The 18,997-nt window shown below is 70.1% G+C and carries 19 protein-coding genes, 1 tRNA gene and 2 pseudogenes; 14 read left to right on the top strand and 8 right to left on the bottom strand.

What is annotated here, in order from left to right:
• Positions 1-152: 152 nt before the first annotated feature.
• Positions 153-623: a GatB/YqeY domain-containing protein gene (locus tag ACZ4MF_RS06620; RefSeq protein WP_356039840.1), complete on the bottom strand. Its 471-nt coding sequence runs from the start codon at positions 621-623 to the stop codon at positions 153-155.
• Between the two features lie 94 nt (positions 624-717).
• Here ACZ4MF_RS06620 and ACZ4MF_RS06615 point away from each other — a divergent pair, with 94 nt between their 5' ends.
• From ACZ4MF_RS06615 to ACZ4MF_RS06605, 3 genes are all read left to right on the top strand, one after another.
• Positions 718-1,650: a metallophosphoesterase gene (locus ACZ4MF_RS06615; RefSeq protein WP_467490397.1), complete on the top strand. Its 933-nt coding sequence runs from the start codon at positions 718-720 to the stop codon at positions 1,648-1,650.
• A gap of 122 nt (positions 1,651-1,772) precedes the next feature.
• Positions 1,773-2,531, top strand: a complete 759-nt coding sequence (locus ACZ4MF_RS06610) for a Pr6Pr family membrane protein (RefSeq protein WP_467490395.1) — start codon at positions 1,773-1,775, stop codon at positions 2,529-2,531.
• Positions 2,532-2,597: 66 nt separating this feature from the next.
• Positions 2,598-2,671, top strand: a tRNA-Pro gene (locus tag ACZ4MF_RS06605).
• A 139-nt stretch (positions 2,672-2,810) separates the two neighbouring features.
• On the opposite strand, the gene ACZ4MF_RS06600 is transcribed toward ACZ4MF_RS06605, so the two are convergent.
• On the bottom strand, positions 2,811-3,785 hold the full coding sequence (locus tag ACZ4MF_RS06600; protein ID WP_467490393.1) for a magnesium transporter CorA family protein: 975 nt from the start codon (positions 3,783-3,785) through the stop codon (positions 2,811-2,813).
• Positions 3,786-3,939: 154 nt separating this feature from the next.
• The gene (locus tag ACZ4MF_RS06595; protein WP_467490391.1) at positions 3,940-4,470 is read right to left on the bottom strand and encodes a DUF5994 family protein; all 531 of its coding nucleotides are present in this window, start codon (positions 4,468-4,470) and stop codon (positions 3,940-3,942) included.
• A 278-nt stretch (positions 4,471-4,748) separates the two neighbouring features.
• Here ACZ4MF_RS06595 and ACZ4MF_RS06590 point away from each other — a divergent pair, with 278 nt between their 5' ends.
• The 6 genes from ACZ4MF_RS06590 to ACZ4MF_RS06565 all read left to right on the top strand — a co-directional run bounded on the left by ACZ4MF_RS06590 (position 4,749) and on the right by ACZ4MF_RS06565 (position 7,411).
• A complete protein-coding gene (locus ACZ4MF_RS06590; protein WP_467490686.1) occupies positions 4,749-5,306 on the top strand; it encodes a DUF5994 family protein in 558 nt (185 codons plus the stop codon).
• 4 nt (positions 5,307-5,310) lie between these two features.
• Positions 5,311-5,535: a hypothetical protein gene (locus tag ACZ4MF_RS06585; RefSeq protein ID WP_467490389.1), complete on the top strand. Its 225-nt coding sequence runs from the start codon at positions 5,311-5,313 to the stop codon at positions 5,533-5,535.
• Between the two features lie 72 nt (positions 5,536-5,607).
• Entirely contained in the window at positions 5,608-5,901 is a 294-nt protein-coding gene (locus tag ACZ4MF_RS06580; protein WP_467490684.1) for a hypothetical protein, read from the top strand.
• Positions 5,902-5,982: 81 nt separating this feature from the next.
• Positions 5,983-6,255: a hypothetical protein gene (locus ACZ4MF_RS06575; protein WP_467490387.1), complete on the top strand. Its 273-nt coding sequence runs from the start codon at positions 5,983-5,985 to the stop codon at positions 6,253-6,255.
• Between the two features lie 327 nt (positions 6,256-6,582).
• Complete coding sequence (locus ACZ4MF_RS06570) at positions 6,583-6,750, top strand: hypothetical protein (protein ID WP_167357509.1); 168 nt, start codon at positions 6,583-6,585, stop codon at positions 6,748-6,750.
• A gap of 172 nt (positions 6,751-6,922) precedes the next feature.
• On the top strand, positions 6,923-7,411 hold the full coding sequence (locus ACZ4MF_RS06565; protein WP_467490385.1) for an Asp23/Gls24 family envelope stress response protein: 489 nt from the start codon (positions 6,923-6,925) through the stop codon (positions 7,409-7,411).
• Positions 7,412-8,140: 729 nt separating this feature from the next.
• Here the strand turns inward: ACZ4MF_RS06565 and ACZ4MF_RS06560 are convergent.
• Together ACZ4MF_RS06560 and ACZ4MF_RS06555 are read right to left on the bottom strand one after the other, a co-directional pair.
• A pseudogene (locus ACZ4MF_RS06560) lies at positions 8,141-8,528 on the bottom strand (DUF2267 domain-containing protein).
• A 93-nt stretch (positions 8,529-8,621) separates the two neighbouring features.
• Complete coding sequence (locus tag ACZ4MF_RS06555) at positions 8,622-9,056, bottom strand: Hsp20/alpha crystallin family protein (protein ID WP_467490383.1); 435 nt, start codon at positions 9,054-9,056, stop codon at positions 8,622-8,624.
• A 134-nt stretch (positions 9,057-9,190) separates the two neighbouring features.
• Between ACZ4MF_RS06555 and ACZ4MF_RS06550 the strand changes: the two are divergent.
• Positions 9,191-9,845 (top strand): annotated as a pseudogene (locus ACZ4MF_RS06550) (type III effector protein).
• 723 nt (positions 9,846-10,568) lie between these two features.
• Here the strand turns inward: ACZ4MF_RS06550 and ACZ4MF_RS06545 are convergent.
• The 3 genes from ACZ4MF_RS06545 to ACZ4MF_RS06535 all read right to left on the bottom strand — a co-directional run bounded on the left by ACZ4MF_RS06545 (position 10,569) and on the right by ACZ4MF_RS06535 (position 13,126).
• Positions 10,569-12,092 carry a LacI family DNA-binding transcriptional regulator gene (locus tag ACZ4MF_RS06545; protein ID WP_467490381.1) on the bottom strand — a complete coding sequence of 508 codons (1,524 nt, stop codon included), beginning with the start codon at positions 12,090-12,092 and terminating at the stop codon, positions 10,569-10,571.
• Positions 12,093-12,113: 21 nt separating this feature from the next.
• Positions 12,114-12,485, bottom strand: a complete 372-nt coding sequence (locus tag ACZ4MF_RS06540; RefSeq protein WP_467490379.1) for a helix-turn-helix domain-containing protein — start codon at positions 12,483-12,485, stop codon at positions 12,114-12,116.
• Positions 12,486-12,610: 125 nt separating this feature from the next.
• Positions 12,611-13,126 carry a helix-turn-helix domain-containing protein gene (locus ACZ4MF_RS06535; RefSeq protein ID WP_467490682.1) on the bottom strand — a complete coding sequence of 172 codons (516 nt, stop codon included), beginning with the start codon at positions 13,124-13,126 and terminating at the stop codon, positions 12,611-12,613.
• 301 nt (positions 13,127-13,427) lie between these two features.
• Here ACZ4MF_RS06535 and ACZ4MF_RS06530 point away from each other — a divergent pair, with 301 nt between their 5' ends.
• From ACZ4MF_RS06530 to ACZ4MF_RS06515, 4 genes are all read left to right on the top strand, one after another.
• Positions 13,428-14,951, top strand: coding sequence for a DnaB-like helicase N-terminal domain-containing protein (locus tag ACZ4MF_RS06530; RefSeq protein ID WP_467490377.1), 1,524 nt, complete (start codon positions 13,428-13,430; stop codon positions 14,949-14,951).
• Positions 14,952-15,296: 345 nt separating this feature from the next.
• On the top strand, positions 15,297-16,586 hold the full coding sequence (locus ACZ4MF_RS06525) for a hypothetical protein (protein ID WP_467490375.1): 1,290 nt from the start codon (positions 15,297-15,299) through the stop codon (positions 16,584-16,586).
• Between the two features lie 48 nt (positions 16,587-16,634).
• Positions 16,635-17,261: a mobilization protein gene (locus ACZ4MF_RS06520; RefSeq protein WP_467490373.1), complete on the top strand. Its 627-nt coding sequence runs from the start codon at positions 16,635-16,637 to the stop codon at positions 17,259-17,261.
• Entirely contained in the window at positions 17,258-18,997 is a 1,740-nt protein-coding gene (locus ACZ4MF_RS06515) for a relaxase/mobilization nuclease domain-containing protein (protein ID WP_467490371.1), read from the top strand. Before ACZ4MF_RS06520 ends, ACZ4MF_RS06515 begins: the two co-directional genes overlap by 4 nt.

Raw genomic sequence — 18,997 nt, 5'->3', positions numbered from 1 at the left:
GGGGTATTGTGGGGCGCTGGCCCAGGGGGGGTCGGGGCGGGGGTCTCCCGGCCGGGACCCCCGGGGGGGGCCCCCTCCCGCCGCCCAAGGGGCGCCCGCCCCGCCGCCGTACGCGGTCACTCGGTCATTCGGCCCCGGTCCGACCGGCCGGCTCAGCCCTGGAGCAGTTGCTGCTTGACCACGGCGGCGACGCGGCCGCCCTCGGCCTGGCCGGCCACCTTCGCGTTCGCGATCTTCATGACGGCGCCCATGGCCTTCGGGCCCTCCGCGCCGGCGGCCTTCGCCTCGGCCACGGCCGCGGCGACGATCGCGGTCAGCTCCTCGTCCGACAGCTGCTTGGGCAGGTATCCGGCGAGGACCTCGCCCTCCGCCTTCTCCCGCTCCGCCGACTCGGCACGGCCGCCCTGCGCGAACGCGTCGGCCGCCTCACGGCGCTTCTTCGCCTCGCGGGTGATCACCTTGAGGACCTCGTCGTCGGACAGCTCCCGCTTCTCCTTGCCCGCGACCTCCTCCTTGGTGATCGCGGCGAGCGTCAGCCGGAGCGTCGAGGAGCGCAGCTCGTCACGCTCCTTGATCGCGGCGTTGAGGTCGTCGTGGAGCTTCGACTTGAGCGTGGTGGTCATGAGGTCGATTGTCGCAGGTGTGCGGCGGCGAACGCCCGTTGTTTTAGCCGCCCGCCCGTCTTCCCGCCCTCCGCGGGTCTGACACGATGGGCGTATGCGCGCGCGATACGGAGTACCCCTGGGAATCATGGCGGCAGGCGCCGCCGGTCTGGCGTACGCGGCGGGCTTCGAGGCCCGCTCCTTCCGCCTGCGACGGGTGACGGTGCCGGTCCTCCCGCCGGGCATGCGCCCGCTGCGCGTGCTCCAGGTCTCGGACATCCACATGGTCGGCGGCCAGCGCAAGAAGCAGCGCTGGCTCCAGTCGCTGGCGGGCCTGCGCCCGGACTTCGTGATCAACACCGGCGACAACCTCTCGGACCCCGAGGGCGTCCCCGAGGTCCTGGACGCACTCGGCCCGCTGATGGAGTTCCCGGGCGCGTACGTCTTCGGCTCCAACGACTACTACGGCCCCAAACTCCGCAACCCCGCCCGCTACTTGATGGAGAAGACGAACGGCCGGCACGGCCTGAACGGCAACAAGCCGGCGGTGGGCGCCATCCACAACCCGTGGGAGGACCTGCGCGACGGCTTCGACTCGGCGGGCTGGCTGAACCTGACGAACACACGGGGCGTGCTGAAGGTCGAGGGCGTGTCGATCGAGCTGACGGGCCTGGACGACCCGCACATCAAGCGCGACCGCTACGCCCAGGTCGCCGGCGGCCCCTCGGGGACGTACGACTTCTCCTTCGGCGTGGTCCACGCGCCGTACCTGCGCGCCCTGGACGCCTTCACGGCGGACGGCTACCCCCTGATCCTGGCCGGCCACACCCACGGCGGCCAGCTCTGCATCCCCTTCTACGGCGCCCTGGTCACCAACTGCGACCTCGACACGGACCGCGTGAAGGGCCTGTCCACGCACACGGCGGAGGGCAACACCTCCTACCTCCACGTCTCGGCGGGCTGCGGCACCAACCGCTACACCCCGGTCCGCTTCGCGTGCCCACCGGAGGCGACCCTGCTGACGCTGGTGGGGCGGGAGCGGGGGTAGCAGCCGGTGGGGCTGCGGGGACGGGCGGGGCCGACGGGGTCCCGGCCGTCCGGCCGTGGCGGTGTAACCCGACCGGACCAACCCGCATGGTCCGCCCTCGCCCCCGCTCCTAGCGTGAGGGCATGACCGCACCGATACCCAGGGACATCCCGGACCTGCCCGCGGTCCCGGGCCCGCCCCTGCTGCTGCCCGCCCCGGTCCCGGCGACAGCGGTGGTGGCCCCGGTCCGCCGCCCCGTGGTCGCACTCGTCCGCCTCCTGATCGCCCTGGCGGCGGCCGGCGGCGTAGCCCTGGAGCTCCTGCTGGGGAGCCCGGCCCGCGTCCTGAGCTATTTCAGCGTCCAGACGAACATCCTGCTGGCCGTGGTCATGCGGCTGTCGGCGGCGCGGACCTGGCGGGCACGCCGCCCACTGCCGTCCGCGGTGACAGGCGCCGCACTTCTCTACGCCGTGATCGCGGCGCTGGTCTATCACCTGCTCCTGGCCCACACGACGCCCCCGTTCTCCATGACCGGCGCGACGACGGCACCGGCACGCTGGCACGGTCAGTGGGCGACCCTCCAGATCCTCCACACGGTGACCCCGGCGGCGGTCGTGCTGGACTGGCTGCTGCTCACCCCGTCGGCCCGCCTGCACCTCCGCCAGGCCGCGGCCTGGCTCCTCTACCCCCTGGCCTACCTGGCCTTCTCCCTGATCCGAGGGATGTTCCTCGCCCCCTCGAACCCCGCCCGCTACCTCTACCCCTTCCTCGACGTCGCCGCCCACGGCTACCGCAGCACCCTGGCCAACGCCCTCCTCCTGGGCCTCGCGATCTACGGCCTGGCCGTCCTCCTGGTGGCCGTGGACCACACCCGCCCGACCCCGGTCCGCCGCCGCGTCTAAACCGGATTTCGTCTACAGCCACCGGTGGGCTAAAGTAAACGACGTCGCCGCGGGAAGCAGCGACACCGGGGTGTAGCGCAGCTTGGCAGCGCGCTTCGTTCGGGACGAAGAGGTCGTGGGTTCAAATCCCGCCACCCCGACAGCCGTAACACCAGGTCAGGCCCGGTGCTGAGAGATCAGCACCGGGCCTGATTTGCTTTGCGGGCCCATTTTGGGAGCCGACTTCGGGAACCGGCTCCCAGGGCCCGTCTGCCGACGAGCGCGCAGGAGCGTGTGCGGTCAGAGCCAGTCCCAGTGCTTGAAAGCGAAGTACAGCGTCAGAGAGACAACGACGATGACGGCGCTGGAAACCATGAATCCCGACTGGTGTCCGAAGCCGGGGTAGGGAAGGTTCTGTCCGTAGAAGCCAGTGATCGCCGTGGGCACGGCGATGATCGCGGCCCAGCTCGTCACCTTCTTCATGATCAGGTTCATCCGGTTCGCCTGCACCGACAAGTTGGTCTCCATCACCGAGGCCACCAGGTCGCGCAGTGACTCCGTCCACTCGCCGGCACGCAGCACGTGGTCGTACACATCTCGGTAGTACGGCAGCAAGGGGCCGTCGACGACGTCGAGGTCGGGGCGCATGAGGGCGTTGACGACCTCCCTCATGGGCAGGACCACGCGGCGGAGCCGGACCAGTGATTTCCGCAGGGCGTAGGACTGGCGCTGTACGGTCTGGATCTGCCGGCCGCCTTCGGCGAAGAGCAGATCGTCCAGTTCCTCGATACGTTCGTCGAGCTGCCGCACCGCGGCGAAGTGCCCGTCGACGACATGGTCGAGCAGGCCGTGGAGCAGAAAGGCGACCCCGTGTGCCGCCAGAGCCGGGGTACGGTCCCAGCGGGCGACCAGCTCGTCCAGGGCGAACGCGGCGTCCTTGCGGACGGTGATCAGCGCCTGCGGTGTGAGGATGACCGCGAGCTCGCTCATCGTCAGTCCGGCGCCGTCCGGGTCGACGGCGACCGCGTAGACACTGAGGAAGTGATGGGCACGGTAGTTGTCGAGTTTCGCCCGCTGTCCCTCGTGCAGCGCATCCTCAAGAGCCAGCTCGTGGAGACCGAGTTCCTCGCCGACCGCCGTGAACTCGGCGCGGTCCGGGCGGTACAGGTCCAACCACACGGTCGAAGACCGGTCCGCCAGATGCCGGGAGATGTCCCGGACCGGGAAGTTCTCCTCGACCAGGCAGCCGTCGCGGTACAGCCGAGTACGGGCCATGTCGCGCACCCTAACGGCATCGGCGGAACATCAGCGGACACCACTACCGGACATCCACCCCGACGGGCGGCACCGCCTCGATCGCCCTGCGGTCGGGGTGCCCGCCCAGCAGAGACAGCCCTACGGGCGCCGGCCCTCCAGATGGTTCCAGGGGTCATTCCTCGGGCTCGTGGCGTTTCTCGCCGGTCCGAGGGTCCTCCGCGGGGATCGGGTGTGCCTGGTGGGTGCCGGTGTCGATGAGGATCTGTGCGGCACAGGTGTCGTTGTCAGCTCGGACGGCCCTGGCCATCGCGGCACGGGCGGCGTCGGGTGTCGCGTGTGGCGGGACCACGAGAAGGGAGAAGTGGTCCTGGTCGCCCCGAGTGATCAGGACGGTGTCATCACCGACCGGAAAAGAGTCGATATGGACGACCTGGTCGTCGATGACCAGGCGCGTGGGAAGTTCATCCCAGGCGGTGGCGTCCAGGCCGACGCGCGTGATGGGGCCGAGGTGCCCGGTCAGCACGTGGATGAGGTCGGGCAGCTCCGCGCCGATGTCGCGGGAACGCGGCCACCACGCGCCGTCGAGGTTGCCTTCCCGGGATTGTGTCGTCTCCAGCCGCAGAAGAACTGTCCCGGGTTTCGCGGCCCGATGGATCGCGTCCGGCAGGAGCCCGGGGGCGCGAGGGGTGTCGGATTCGTTCATGGCGTGTCCGCCTGTCTGCGGGCTTCGGTGTCACCGCCGAACGCGGGACCTCCTCCTCTCACCGTAAGTCGTGCGCCGCCGCACCGGCTGCGTTCGCTGGTGGTCCCGGACTCGCTGCCTCTCGGTAAAGCGCCCGCTCACGCGCACGCTCCGGGGCCTCGGGACGGCGTAGAGTGAAAGGACCGGGAGTACTTCGCACACCGGCCGCCATGTCGGTGTCGTTCCCGGCGAGCAACAACACCGGCCTCCGAGAGGAGGCCCGGGGGCAGGTCCGCGTCATGACCGCGACCATCGAACCCACGATCATCGAAGAGCGCTTGACTTCGGCGCCGGCCCGGCTGTCCCTGGCCCCGACCGGCTCGGCTCCAGGTCTCCTGGACGGTGCCTGGTGGCCCCGCTCCCGCGATCTCCTCCGCGAGATCCCCACTCTGACAGACGCGCTGGACGCGTGCTGGGGCCGGATCACCCACGTCACCGTGAACCCGACCCACTGGCCCGTCATCCCGCGCAAGGTCCCCGTCACGGGGCACACGGTGCATGTCGGCTGGTTCGCCGCTGAGCAGGACCCGAACAAAGTAATCCTCCTCTCCTACACGGTGGGCCGCCTGGACCTGCTGGTGATCCCTCCGGAGACGGACCCGGCCGCCGCCGCCCGGCTGATGGCAGCAGCAACCGTTCGAGGTATCCGCACCGCCAGCGGTCTGATGGCCGACGAGGCCGTCAGCCACGACGCGACGGATGCTCAGAGCCAGGAAGAGGAATGGGAGACCGACGGCGGAGCCGCTTCGACGGCCGGAGCCGCGGTCGGGATCTTCAGTTCCGCCCTGACGAGGTGAGGACGTGGAGACAGCCGTCACCGTCGCCGTGATCATCTTCGTGATCATCGCGGGCATGTTCCTGATCCACCGGCTCAACGCGCAGCATGACGAAAGGATCGGGGCGTTCCGCTACAACGACGCCCTGCCGGGAATCGGTCGGCGGACCCGTAAGAGCCCACGTGCCACCGTGCCGAACGGCCCTCCGGCCGACGCCACACGCCGTGAGCATCGAGAGGGGAGCCGCTGATGCGGCAGATCTGCTTCCAGCCGGGGCGGGCGTGAGGCGATGGCCGTCGCACCCATCGGCACGTCGCCCCTGATGCACGTCTTCCTGAAGGAGCAAGGGGTCACCTTGAAGTCACCGGAATTGCCGTTGGCCGGGCACGCGGAGGTCCGTATCGTCGCCGCGGACCCGGAGGCGGCTCGCCATGTCGCGGAGATTCTCCGCCGTTGTCTCGCCGCCACAGAAGCTCGCAGCTACCCCGCGGGTGCCGATGGCGGAACACGCCTCCACCTCACCGTGGACACCACACGCATGGCGGAGCCGGTGCGCTCCTGGCTGTTGACCAGCCAGTCCTCCCAGGACGATCACACACAGCCGGACGAAATCTGAGGAGATGGGCCTCAGCGGGGGAGGAGGACACTGCCTCAGACGTACGGGGTTCCGTCGGTGCCGCACGAGAGGAGGGTGACCATGGCGACACTGCACGAGCGGGAGCACTACCGCGAGGCGATCATGAAGACCCTGTACGAGGCCGTCGAAGGCAATCGCCTCCTCGGCCTCACCGGGGCGCAGCTGCGCGAGGATCTCGCCATGCCCGAGGAGGACCTGGCCGCCGCCTGCACGTATCTGGCGGCCGAGGGACTGATCCAGGTCGACTGGGCGCGAGGAAACACACCCGCGATGGTCACACTGACGCACAAGGGGATCCAGTTCATGGAGACCAAGGAGAAGGACAGTGACTGACACTGCCCAGGCCACCCCCCAAGGGGGGCGGCGGCTGGCCGCATGACGGCCATGTCCTCCCATATGACCGAAATGGCATCCTGGGCATACCCTGGGGAGTGGGCCGGTGCACTCTCACGTGCAACGACCCGGAAGGGCGGCCCCGGTGTGTATAGCCGGGGCCGTTGCGTCACCGGCCCATGCCACAGGGAGAAGGTGGATCCACTCGGTCGATCGCCGCGAGTGGCTCAACTGCGATGTCGTCGACCCGAAGGGCCAAGAGATCAGTCCGCCGTCCACGTGGACGGCGGACAACGACTGGCCCGCCGCTGACGCCCGGAGGCTGACGTGGTGCTGTTTCTTCTGTTGCTGATCGTGGCGGTTGCGCTCGGCGTCATGGGGGCGCTCGGCAGGGACACGCTCTACCTGCTGATCATCGGGGTGATGGTGCTCATCGCCGACCTTGTGCTCCTCAGAACGCGGATGGGGCGCAGCCGTCGGCCCCGCGTCCGGTAGAGCGGCCCGACCGGCCACCCGACCTGCCCTTCTGCGTGGCGTACCACCGTCTCCTGGCGCCGTGCCCGACATCGCTCGCATGCCACTTGCCTGAGCGACGTTGGGCACTCGCCGTTAGCGTGAAGGAAGGGGCACGACAGGCCGCCTGTGCGTCGGAAAGTGGTGACCGAAGATGACGGATACCGGACTGCCGAGCCGGCCCGAGACCCCTCGCGCGGTGTCATTGGGCGAACGCGGCGGGAAGAGTGCGGGGGTGCCGCACGGAAGCGATCCGGGGTCGCGTGGCCGTACAACGATCGCCGACGGCGTGGTGGCGAAGATCGCCGGGATGGCGGCCCGGGATGTGCCGGGCGTCCACTCGATGGGCGGTGGGTTCGCCCGTGGCATGGGAGCGATGCGTGAACGTATGCCCGGTGCCGGCGGGAAGGCCGTCACCAGCGGGGTGAAGGTCGAGGTCGGCGAGGTACAGACCGCGGTAGACCTGGAGATCGTCGTGGAGTACGGCGTCTCCATCATCGATGTCGCGGGCGACGTCAGAGTGAACGTGATCGCCGCCATCGAGCGGATGACCGGTCTGGAGGTTGTCGAGGTCAACATCGCGGTCGGCGATGTGCACTTGCCCGACGAGAACGAGGAACAACCAGAGCGGCGGCTCGAGTAACCGCTAGCCTGAGCCGAAGCGAGCATGGAGCGCACCGGTTTCCGTGACAGCGATTGGCGTTGGCCGACCGTCTTCGACGTCCTCGGTGTGCTGTTGCTGCTCCTGGTGTGGTGGCTGCTAGCACAGCTGCGCCGATGCTGCCGTGGTCCGGCGTTCCGGCCTGCCGCCGCGATTCGGCCCGCGGCGCATGATCGTGCCCGTCGGTGCCGGACCGGCGCCCCCGACGGCCGCAGCGAGCGGCTTTCCACCCTCGGACGCCCCGTGAGCCTTGCGCGCCCCGGACGAGGCTCTCCCTACGGGTTGTGCCGAGGTGACCACAGGCGGTACGACGATCGCGATGCTCTCTTGGCCTCCGCTAAACGACCGCCAGCTCGCACTCCTCACCTGCATCGGGGAGGGAACCGACCCCGTCACCTCAGCCCCGCGCTCGCCATAGCCACCGCCCGGACCCGAACGTCCGGCTGCATCACCGGACGGACGGTCCGGGCCATCCTCGCCGACCTCGAACAGGCCGGCTACCTGCGCCGGCACCAGGCCAAACGGCGCAGCCGGTACACCCTCAACCTCAACCGGCCGTTCCGGCACCCGGCGCAAGCCGGCCTTGTCGTCCGCGATCTCGTTGAACTCGCTGGCCCAGCCGCCGAAGACGGCCTCTGCATCGGTTTACGAGGAGTTCTCAGCCGCGGTGTCCCAGCCTCGTTCCACAGCCGTGCACCATCTCCCCGCGCGTCAGGCCGCCTGGGTGAGGTCGGCGCGGCCGAACAGCAGGGCGTAGCCCGCCGGGAGCTGGAGCAGGATGCGGCGGGTGAGCTCTTCGCCCGCGGTGTCCGCGGCCACGCCGAGGACGCCGCTCACGCGTTCGACTGATCCCTCGATCCATGCCGCGGTGGCCCTCACGAACCGCTCGGGGGAGAGCGGCTCGTGCGCCTGGAGCGGATTGAGCAGGATGAGCGCCCGTTCCTCCGGCAGCCGGGCGGCCAGTTCCGCACGTACCTCACCCAAGCGCGCGCCCAGCAGCGCCAGCACCGGTTCGAGCCGCCCGCTCGGCTTCCTCGGTGGTCTCGTACGCGCCGCGTTCCTCGACCTGATCCAGGAACGCCTCCCATCTCATGGCCATCGCTGCTCCCTTGCGCGTGTGGTGGCGAGCCGAGGACGGGGCAGCCGCAGGCAAGGTCGTCTCCCCGTCCTCCAGCGCGGCTGGGAGGGGACTTCAGCCGCTGATCTCCTTGTGCGCGGAGCCGCCACCGATGGCGATCTTGCGGGGCTTGGCGCGCTCGGCGATCGGGATCCGCAGGGTCAGCACACCCGCGTCGTAGTCCGCCTTGATGTGCTCGGTGTCCAAGGTGTCGGCCAGCACGACCTGGCGGGAGAAGACGCCCAGAGGCCGCTCGGCGAGCTCCATCTGCACGTCGTCCGCCTTGGTGACGGGCCGACGCTCGGCCCTGACGGTCAGCATGTTCCGCTCGACGTCGATGTCGATCGCGTCCGGGGAGACGCCGGGCAGGTCGACGGCGATCACGTACACCTCGCCCTCACGGTAGGCGTCCATCGGCATCGCCGACGGCCGCGACCAGGTGCCGGTCGTGTTCAGGAGCTGCTGAGTGAGTCGATCAAATTCACGGAACGGATCGGTGCGCATCAACATCGTGAAACACCTCCAGTGTTCAGGTCAGGCGCGTTGCTGCCAATGCGGTTCACCTGATCTCATTCTGACATGTCACCTAAGTAATGATATGTAGAGAATCGTCGAGATGACGACACCGCAGGTTTGGAGGCTCCATGGCCGTTGACGATCAGCCAACCCCCGCGCCCGCGGTCTCACCCCCATGTCCTTCCTCGCCGCCGCTGCGGCGCTGAACACGATCCACGAGGCCCTGCGCGCCGCCCGGACATCGCGGGACAGAGACACTCCGAGCCCGTCCAGGCCAGCTTGGAGCAGGCACTCGTCGCGCTCCTGCTGCTCCGCGAAGCGCGCGATCAGCTCGCCGAGTGGGAACCGGGCCTGATCGAAGCGGCCCGGGAGGCGGGCGCCAGCTGGGCCGACCTCGCCCACCCCCTCGGCGTCTCCAGCCGCCAGGCCGCCGAACGCCGCTACCTGCGCGTACGCCCAGGAAACCCGGGGTACACGGGCGAGCAGCGAGTACGGGCCACCCGCGACCGCCGCGCCGCCAACCGCACCGTCACCGCCTGGGCCCGTACCAACGCCGCGGACCTGCGCCAGCTCGCCGGCCAGATCACCGCGCTCACCGACCTCCCCGCCGCCGCCCGCACCCCACTTGCCGACCTCACCGCCGCCCTCGTCGGCCCCCTGTCGGTCACGCACCCGTATCTGGCATCCGACCACCCCGACCTCGCGACGCGCGTCGATGACGTCGCCCGCCACACCGATGGGCTCCGTCGGCACAGCGGCGACCAGCGCCGGAACCGAGCGTGATCTCCGCGACGTAAGAATCTTCCCGCGCGATCCGAGGTAAACCACGCGCATCAGGCTCCGCCCCCGGAGTAGGGGAGGGCCTCGGAAACCACCGGGGCCGTGAGCATGGCCCGTGACAGGAGGACCACCTTGATTCCACGTCCCGCTGTCACCGCCGTGACGTTCACGTCGCCGGGACATGCACACGCGCCTTCGGGGCGCCGCCGCGCGTCCGGCGAAACCAAAAAGCCCACGGGGCCAACAACCGAACCAAGATCGACTAATGGCGCTTTCGCACTCGCCTCGGCGCGCAGACGGGCTGACGCCGCGGCCCAGTGACATCAATTGTCATCGACGTTGATCATGCAGAAGCGCGACAGGTGACTCCCGAACTCACCCAGAAATGACGTCCGCAGAAAGTGACACAGCCACACGGCGCTTGTCCGTTGACAGTCAACTCAGTCCGGTCGAAGTCACCGACCTGCGCGGACTGGGTTGGCCGTCAAAGCCGGTCGTCCCGATCGCGGCGGCTCAGATCCGGCTGATCTGGGACGACTCGGTTGGATGGCAAGGATCGATGTCGACTGGATTTGATGGCAGCGGACAGTGCTACGAGAGAACCGGGACTGATCCATTCCTGCAGACCGTCATCGTCACCCTCGAAAATCCGCGCATGCGATCCAGCGAAAGATGGCTGTGTCCCTGGCGGTGACCGCCAGGGACACAGCAGCACTCATCGTGGGGCTATGCAGGCACACGCGACTCGCTAAGTGCGCGCAGGAGATGGCTGAGTGCACGCACTGATGACGTGGGGCTCATCGCCAGGCGGGCGTCGAGCGCCGTCTCCCACTGCTCGGTCAGCCCGATCATGAGGCGCTTGCGCATGCCGGGGGTGACGTGTGCGTAACGCGCCGAGACCGAGCCGTCGATGTGGCCCATGCGTTCGTCCATGAGGACCTTCTCAGTTCCGAGGTCCTCCATCACGGTCCGGTGGGTGTGGCGGAGGCCGTGGGGCGTGAGGCCCTTGGCGATCGGGAGCCAGCAGGCGTCGGCCCGGTCGCTGGCGCCGCGTCCTCGGGCCGGAACGCCGGGCCACGGCTCACCGAGCAGCGGTACGGGGCGAGCCTCCTGCGGTGCCTTCTTCGGGTACCAACCGGAGACCGCCGGCGTGAACAGCCAGGTCGCAAACCCGTTCCTGCGCCAGTGCGCGGCATGTTCCGGCACAACGCCACCCCGCACGAATCCGAGGTCCGCGATGGCCTGCTCGACGTTCGCTCGCGTGGCCTCGGTGACGCGTTCCGGATGGTTGAGGACGTTGGACACCGTGCCAGTCGAGACGCCGGCCCGACGTGCGACGTCGACCAGCTTCGCGCCCTGATGGCCCCCGGTCCGGGCCGCGCCCTGTCCTCGGAAGACGTAGGTCTTGCCGTGGCAGGGGCACGGCTTGGGCTTCGTGCGGGCGATGTGGTTGGCGACCAGCGCCGACAGCCAGCCCATCGAGTCGATGGTGCGGTAGCTGTCGTCCTTCGGCGGGCAGCGCACCAGCTCACCCGTGTCGAGTTCGTACAGCTGCCACTCGACACGGACAGCCCCAGGGCGAGCGAACTCCGCCTCCAGCCCTACGATCTCGCCCCAACGCATGCCCGTGTACCCCTTGAGGACCACGGCGACGAACTCGTCATCGCGGCCGGAGAGCAGGGCAGCCCGCTCAGCGGTCAGCAAGATGCCGAGCGCGTCGGTGACGACCTTCTCCGGGCCTCGGTCTCGGGAGCGGCCGGCGCGTTTGCCGCGCCCGCGCCGCCGGGCGGCCGGGTTGGACGTGATCAGGCCCTCGTCGATCGCGTCCTCGAAGATCAGGTGGAGTGTCGAGCGCCAGGTCTTGACGCTGGAAGCCGCGTACACGGCCTTCTCCTTCTTCTCCCACAGGTCGACGTCCGCGCGCAGGATGCCGGCGAGCGCCTTGTCCTCGAAGTCGGGGAGCAGGTGCTCCTCGATGTGGCGCTTGTAGTTCTGCATGGTCGAGGCAGCCAAGTCCTGGGCCTCGTACCAGCGGTTCGCGTACTCGCCGAAGGTCTCCTGGCCGAGTGCCGGGTTACGCCAGTCACCGCGCCGGTACTTGTTCTCGGCCTCGGCCGCCGCCCGCTGCGCCTCGCCCTTAGTGGCGAACCGGATGGCCTTGCCGTTCTCGTCGACGACCGTGTTGTGCCTGCCGGGCGCGATCTTGTACCGGCCGCGCCAGTAGTCTCCGCGCTTCTCCGCGAAACCCACGTGTACTTCCCCTTCGTCGTCCTAAGCAGCGGTCCCGAACTGGCCTTGTCGTGCTCGACGCGGTGGCCGGGCACGCAGGCGAGCCGCGGGTGCGGCAGACGGCGGGGAGGGCTGGGGAGTTGGCGGCTTGGGAGCGCGAGCCGCCGGGTGCTGCTGCGGCGCGGCAGGACGGGCCTCGTGCATGCGGATGATCTCCGCGAGGTGCTCCCCGGTGAAGCGGTAGGCGCGGCCTACGCGCGTGCAGGGGATGAGGCGTCGGCGGGCACGGTCCTTGACCCACCAGGCGGAGCAGCCGAGGACGGCCGCGACCTCCTCGGGGACGTATAGGCGCGCGAGGGCGGAGCCTGCGCGCGGGATCGGTGCGGAAGCAGGGGGTATTGCGGGTCGGTGCAAGGGGTGGGGTCCTCTTCTGGCGGGCATGGGTGCGGCAACACCGGACCGCCGGTCGATCGCTGGGGATGGCGTGAGATGCCCGTGCTGGGGGTTTGCGGGCCCAGGACGGGAGCAGGAGCCGGAGGCTACGCCTCGCCGGCGGAGGCGTCGTCCGGATGCTCGCCAGGTGGCGGTCCGTACATCTTCTGCATGTGCTTGGACGATTCCTCGGCGATAGCGTTGCATACCATCACATCGGCCTCCTCCCGCACGTCGGCGTGCTCGGCGAGGTAGGCGTCGAGGGCGTCGCGCGCTCTGGCGAAGGCGGCGTTGGCGCGCTGGGTCTCGCGGAACGCGTCGACGACCTCGTCGATCAGTTCCATGGCGCGGGCCTTGGCGGCGAGCTGCGGGGGGCCGACGAGGTTGCGCAGGTCGATGCCGAAGACCTCGGCGAAGCCGATGGCCTCGTCGAGGTTGATGCGGCGCTTGCCGTTTTCGATCCGCCAGACCGCGGACGGGTTCATCTCGAAGCCGGCCGCGTTCAGGCGGTCGGACAGGGCATTGGTGCTCCAGCCTCGCACCTCGCGCTCCACCTTGATGCGGACCGCGACGTTCGCTTCGCCGCTGAGCAGGACGCCTTCGGGCGGGCCTTGTTCCGCCACCGGCACCCCCTTCCCTTCGTAGCAGCCCACTGCACTCTGCAGGGACCCTTAAACAGTAGCATCCATTCTGCGGTACGCAAAGCACTACTGCGATCGGCAATGCGCGTGTACACTTGTAGTGCCCCCCCACCCCGCCTTGAGGGGTCCTCGCGACCCGACCCACGTAGCGCCACATGCAAAAAGCCCCCGGCTGTCACCGGGGGCCAAGCGCAAACCTCTCAACCGCCATCCCTAGCGATCGACCCGCGGAGCCGGGATTGCCGTCCCTTATGGCCCGCGAGCAGAGGAGCTGATACCCAGTATGACCGACGCTTGGCCGAATACGCCATCCCGCTCCGCAGTCATCGACGCGCCACCGCTGGACGGGCTCTCGCAGCCATTCAGCGTGGAAGCCGAACAAGCGGTGCTCGGTGCCTGTATGCACTACAGCGACGTGATCGCCACGGTCCGCCCCGTCCTGGGCGATGACGCCTTCTACCGGCCCGCGCACGAGACGATCTGGCGCGCGCTGCTCGCCCTGCACCGCGAGGGCAAACCGACCGACCCGATCGCCCTCACCCACCTGCTTGAGCAGCAGGGGGACCTGAAGCGTGTCGGCGATGCCACCTACCTGCACCAGCTCGCCAGTGCGCTCTACGACGCCGGCAGCGCCAAGCACCACGCGGAGATCATCCGCAAGAAGGCCGACCTGCGCCGCCTGCTCGCCTCCGCCGTGCGGACCGTGCAGCGCGCCCAGGAGCCGGGCGCCGAGCCCGAGGCGATACGCAGCGAGGTCGAAGCGGAAGTGCGCGCCGAGCGCGAGCGGGCGCTCGCCTCGGGGCAAGGGCGCCTGTCCCGCTTCGCCGTCGACGGGTGGGCCTTCGTCAAGGAGACCGGTGCGGACGCCGAGCCCCTGTGGGGCACGCGTGAGAAGACCGTCTGGGCGCCGGGTGAGAGCCTGATGATCGTCGGTGCTCCGGGCGTCGGCAAGACCACCCTGGCCCACCAGGTGGTCTTCGCCCGCCTCGGGCTGCAGGAGACGGTCCTGGAGATGCCGGTCGCTCCCAGCAGGCGGGTGCTGTATCTGGCGATGGACCGCCCGAAGCAGATCGCCAAGGCCATGGACCGCCGCGTCTTCCCCACCGACGAGAAGATCCTGCGCGAGCGTCTCGCTGTCTGGCAGGGCCCGCTGCCCGCCACCCTCGACAAGGAGCCCGACCTCCTCGCCGACCTCGCCGCCGCGCACCGGGCCGACACCATCGTGATCGACAGCCTCAAGGACGCGGTGAGCACGATGGTCGACGACAGCCTCGCGGTCGCCTTCCACAACGCCCGCATGCGCGCACTGCGAGGCGGCGTGGAGATCCTGGAGCTGCACCACCAGCGCAAGGCCACCGCCGACGCACCGCGCGGCCAGCGCCCCAGCCTGGACCAGGTCTACGGTTCCACCTGGATCACCGCTGGCGCAGGCAGCGTCCTCTTCATCACCGGCCGGGCAGGCGACCCCGCCGTCACCCTGCACCACCTCAAGACCCCCACCGGGGAGATCGGCCCGCTCGACGTCACCCACGACCACGCGCGCGGCACCACCACGGTCGACCCCACCAAGGACCCCGCAGTCCTGCTGCGCAACGCCCCAGGCGGGCTGACCGCACGCGACCTGGCGGCCGTCCTGATCGGCGGCGGCGAGCCCGAACGCGCCGACGTGGAGAAGGCACGCCGCCACCTCGCCCGCCTCGTCGACAGCGGCCTGGCCACCAAGGCCGACGGCATCGCCGGAGGAGCCGGAGGCGGACAGCAGACCCGCTACTACGCCACCGCACGCCACCTCACCGCCGTCGGCTGACGCCTCACACAGCCCGCGTGAAGCGATCACGCGACCGTACACGCGGCCCTCACCGCACAGACGCCGCCGTGAACCGCTCACAGCGTGCACGCTCACCGCAAAACCGCAGGTCAAGCGATCACGCCAGCGTTCACGCCGTACACGCGCTAGGGCGATCACGCGCGGGGCCCCCTTTAGAAGGGGCCCCGCGTGAACGCCCCCTCCGTGAACGCCCGTCACTCCCTCACCAAAAGCCTCATCACACCACCCTTGGAGAGACCTGACTTGCCCTCCCCTGCCCCGATAGCCTCGGCCACCGAACACGGCAGTGCTTCGCCTCTGCCGGGGTGGGCGACCTCCCCCGCGATGACCGTGACGCTCCTCGTCCTGCTCGTGCTGTCCGCTCTGTTCGCCGGGTGGACGTTCCGCCGGCAGCGCCGCCAGCCGTCCGCCACCAACCGCCCACGCGGGATCATCGCCGTGCCCGTCGCGGCCATGGCCGCGATCGCCTGCACCGGCTACAGCGCGGACACCAGCTGGCGGTTCGCCGCCGACTACCTCGACATGGGCGGCACCACCGAGCGCGTCGCGATGTTCGCCGCCGCCGAGTTCGCCCTGTTCGCCACCGCGCTGATGGCACGCCAGAACCTCAACGGCCCGAAGCAGGCACCCGGCCTACCCGGAACCCTCACCTGGGTCATCACCGCAGTGCAGGTCCTGCCCGCCTACGCCGAGTCCGGGCTGCTCGGCGGCACCGTGCGAGCCTTCGTCGGCCCGGTCCTGGCCGCGATGCTGTGGCACCTGGCCATGGGCATCGAGCTACGCCACCACACCCCCGAGGCCGCCTCGCACAGCCTGGCCGCCGTCCTCGTCCACCAGGCACGCGAACGCCTGCTCGCCCGACTCGGCATCGCCGACCAGGACGCCGACGCCGCCCGCCTCATCCGCGAGCGCGCACTGAGCGAAGCCGTCGCCCTGATCCTGCGCGCCGAATCGATGACCGAAAAAAAGCGCGGCAAACGGCGGCAGCGACGCCTGACCGAGCGCCTGCACCAGGCCCTGGAGCGGGCCAACGTCGACGGTGATCCGCTCCAGGACGAGCTGCTGCTGCGCAAGCTCGCCACGCGCAGGCAGGCCCTCGGTCTCGCGTCCATCACACTGCCGCCACGCTGGCAGGCTCCGGCCTCGTACACCACCCGAAACTCCGGGCACGGTCGTCCGGGCTCCGCCCGCTCGGAGTCGGTGCCACGGGCAGAGGAGGGCGCTGCCCGTCCGCATCCATCAGATCCTGGCGACGGCGAGGTGTCTCCGGCTGCCCGCCTGCGGCCTGCCCGTCCGGCGCCAAGGCTGCCCGCCCGGGCAGAGACCGAGGACAGCACGCCGCTCACGCGCAACACCTCGGGCAGCGCTCCGGGCAGGCCCCGGCGGAAACCGGCTGCCCGGAAGAAGCACGACGACGGCAAACCCCGCGCCTCCGACGAGGTCATCCTCACGTACACCCGCCGCATCTACGAGGAGATCGGCAGCGTCGGACGCGACCGGGTCGAGGACGCCCTACGCGCCGATGACTACACCGTCTCCAGCGACGACGTCGGACGCATCGTCCGTGCCTTCAAGGCCCAGCTCAACGGTACCGCCGGCGATCCATCCCGCTGATCCCCGCAGCACCAACGCTCCCCACCACTCCCCGACACGAAAGGCCACATGCACACCCCGCACCACCAAAACCCCACCACCCACAAGGACTCCCTGCCGACCACCTCTGCCCCGTCGGGAGCAAGTTGGAGGTTCGGACACTCCCCCGCAGGGGGAGCGCCCGAACCCGACCTCGCCCCGGGGGTGGCGGGGCCCGACCGGCACCAGGGGGCGCCGGACGGGGACGCTGCGACCGAGGGCGGACCGCAGCTGGGCAAGGCCAGCCCGAAGGGCAAGGCCAAGAAAGGGAAAGCGCGCCCGCGCGACAAGAAGCAGCGCCCCGCCCACAGCGTCCGCCTCAACTACCACGAACTCGCCATCATCCAGTCCGGTGCCGAGCACGTCGGCATGAGCGTGGCCGGGTTCCTGGCCTACTCCGCCCTCGCCGCCGCCCGCGACCAGTCGCGCACCGCGGCGGCCATCGCCACCGAGCGGGACGTGCTGACCGCGCTGTTCGGCGTGCGCCGTCAGCTCGGCTGGGCGGGCAGCAACGTCAACCAGGCCGTCAAGGCCCTGAACTCCGGTGCCGACGCACCCCACTTCGCGGCCGCCCTCGCCGATCTGCAACGCGCCGCACAAGCCGTCCAGCAGGCAGCCGACCGAATCACCAATCGACAGGAGGCAGACGCAGCTTGATCCCCCGGATCCACAAGCAGGGCAGCCGCACCCTCGGGCTCCTGCACTACCTGTACGGCAAAGGCACCCACGAGGAGCACGTCGACCCGCACCTGGTCGCCTCCTTCGATGGCATGGCCCCCGACCCCGGCCGTGACCCCTCAGCGACGAAGGAGGACCTCCAGCACCTCCTCGACCAGCCCCTCGCCCTCCTCGCCCCGGACCAGCGCCCCGAGAAGCACGTCTGGCACTGCTCCGTGCGCACCGCGCCCGACGACCCGGTCCTGTCCGACGAGCAGTGGGGCGACATCGCCCGCCGCGTGGTCGCCGCCACCGGCATCGACCCTGGCGACGGCGCCGGCTGCCGCTGGGCCGCCGTCCGCCATGCCGACGACCACATCCACATCATCGCCACCCTCGTCCGCGAGGACGGCCGCCGCCCCGACCACCACCGCTCCGGCCAGCGCGCCCAGAACGAATGCCGCCTCATCGAGAAGGAGCTCGGCCTGCACCAGGTCACGCCCGGCGACGGCACCGCCGCCAAGCGCCCCACCAGCGCCGAACGCCACAAGGCCGACCGCCACGGCCGGCAGCGCACACCGCGCGAGCAGCTCCGCGAAACCGTCCGCCAGGCCGCAGCCGGCGCCACCAGCGAGGAGGAGTTCTTCGACCACCTCGCCTCCGCCGGTCTCCTCATACGCCAGCGAATCGCCCCGTCGGGAGACCGCCTCGGCTATACCGTCGCCCTCCCTGGAGACCGCAACAAGGACGGCGAGCCCGTCTTCTTCTCCGGGTCCAAACTCGCCCCCGACCTGTCCCTGCCCCGCATCCGCGAACGCTGGACCCTCCCCGCAGAGGTTGCCGCCTCGGTGGACGGCTCCCGAACGGAGCAGCAGTCCGCCCTGCCGCCGGCGGCAGGTCCCGCGTTCGCGCGGCGCCGGGCCACCGCCGCCACGTGGCAGGCCCTGCTGATCATCGACCACGGCGACGACGGTACGGCAGCGGCCCAGATCGCCGCCGCAGGGGAGATCTTCGACGCGCTCGCCAAGACCTCCGCCGCCCACACCCGCACCGAACTCCGCGAGGCAGCCTTCGCGTTCGAGCGGGCCACCCGCTCCCACATCAAGGCCGTCCGCGGGTACGACCGCGCCCTGCGCCAGGCCGCCCGCGACCTCGTCCACAGCGGGCCCGCCCTCGGCCGCGGCGAAGACGGCGCCACCACCGCCATGCTCATCGACATGGCGTTCTTCCTCGCCATCGCGGCGGCGAACTGGCATGCCAAGAGGCAGCACGCCCAGCAGGCGAAGGCCGCCCGGCAGACGGCCGAACACCTCCGCGCCGCCTACGAGACCGCCGCAACCCAGCCCATGGACGTGCTCCGCCAGCGAGGCCAGCGCATACCCCAGTCCTTGCAGCACCGCCAAGTGGCCGTCCTGCGCCGCGCAGTCCCCGACCTGGCCGAACAGATCCTGGCCGAACCCGGCTGGCCCGCCCTGGCCGCCACCCTCGCCGACGTCCAGGACGCCGGCCACAACCCGGCCACTCTGCTCACCGAGGCCACACGACGGCGCGAGCTGGACAGCGCTGCCTCCGTCAGCGACGTCCTCGTCTGGCGCCTGCGCCGCAGCGCCCACCTGCCCGCCGCCCCGGAAAACCCCCACGCCACAACCACCCGAGACAAGCGGCACGCCCCGACTCCGGCGCCCGCCGCGCAACTTCCGAACAGGGCAGCGAACGGCACCGCCCGCCGGCGCTGA

The organism is Streptomyces sp. NPDC025793, assembly GCF_055558375.1.
The sequence above is the reverse complement of the archived record's forward strand: the minus strand, read 5'-3'. Positions and strand labels throughout refer to the sequence as shown.

What these genes read in the sequence shown, in the direction of transcription:
- ACZ4MF_RS06530 (WP_467490377.1), top strand. Translation starts at nt 13,428, where the DNA reads ATGACCGACGCTTGGCCGAATACGCCATCCCGCTCCGCAGTCATCGAC.
- ACZ4MF_RS06595 (WP_467490391.1), bottom strand. Translation starts at nt 4,470, where the DNA reads ATGAACGAATCCGACACCCCTCGCGCCCCCGGGCTCCTGCCGGACGCG.
- ACZ4MF_RS06620 (WP_356039840.1), bottom strand. Translation starts at nt 623, where the DNA reads ATGACCACCACGCTCAAGTCGAAGCTCCACGACGACCTCAACGCCGCG.
- ACZ4MF_RS06525 (WP_467490375.1), top strand. Translation starts at nt 15,297, where the DNA reads ATGACCGTGACGCTCCTCGTCCTGCTCGTGCTGTCCGCTCTGTTCGCC.
- ACZ4MF_RS06565 (WP_467490385.1), top strand. Translation starts at nt 6,923, where the DNA reads ATGACGGATACCGGACTGCCGAGCCGGCCCGAGACCCCTCGCGCGGTG.
- ACZ4MF_RS06600 (WP_467490393.1), bottom strand. Translation starts at nt 3,785, where the DNA reads ATGGCCCGTACTCGGCTGTACCGCGACGGCTGCCTGGTCGAGGAGAAC.
- ACZ4MF_RS06590 (WP_467490686.1), top strand. Translation starts at nt 4,749, where the DNA reads ATGACCGCGACCATCGAACCCACGATCATCGAAGAGCGCTTGACTTCG.
- ACZ4MF_RS06575 (WP_467490387.1), top strand. Translation starts at nt 5,983, where the DNA reads ATGGCGACACTGCACGAGCGGGAGCACTACCGCGAGGCGATCATGAAG.
- ACZ4MF_RS06520 (WP_467490373.1), top strand. Translation starts at nt 16,635, where the DNA reads ATGCACACCCCGCACCACCAAAACCCCACCACCCACAAGGACTCCCTG.
- ACZ4MF_RS06580 (WP_467490684.1), top strand. Translation starts at nt 5,608, where the DNA reads ATGCACGTCTTCCTGAAGGAGCAAGGGGTCACCTTGAAGTCACCGGAA.
- ACZ4MF_RS06610 (WP_467490395.1), top strand. Translation starts at nt 1,773, where the DNA reads ATGACCGCACCGATACCCAGGGACATCCCGGACCTGCCCGCGGTCCCG.
- ACZ4MF_RS06555 (WP_467490383.1), bottom strand. Translation starts at nt 9,056, where the DNA reads ATGTTGATGCGCACCGATCCGTTCCGTGAATTTGATCGACTCACTCAG.
- ACZ4MF_RS06615 (WP_467490397.1), top strand. Translation starts at nt 718, where the DNA reads ATGCGCGCGCGATACGGAGTACCCCTGGGAATCATGGCGGCAGGCGCC.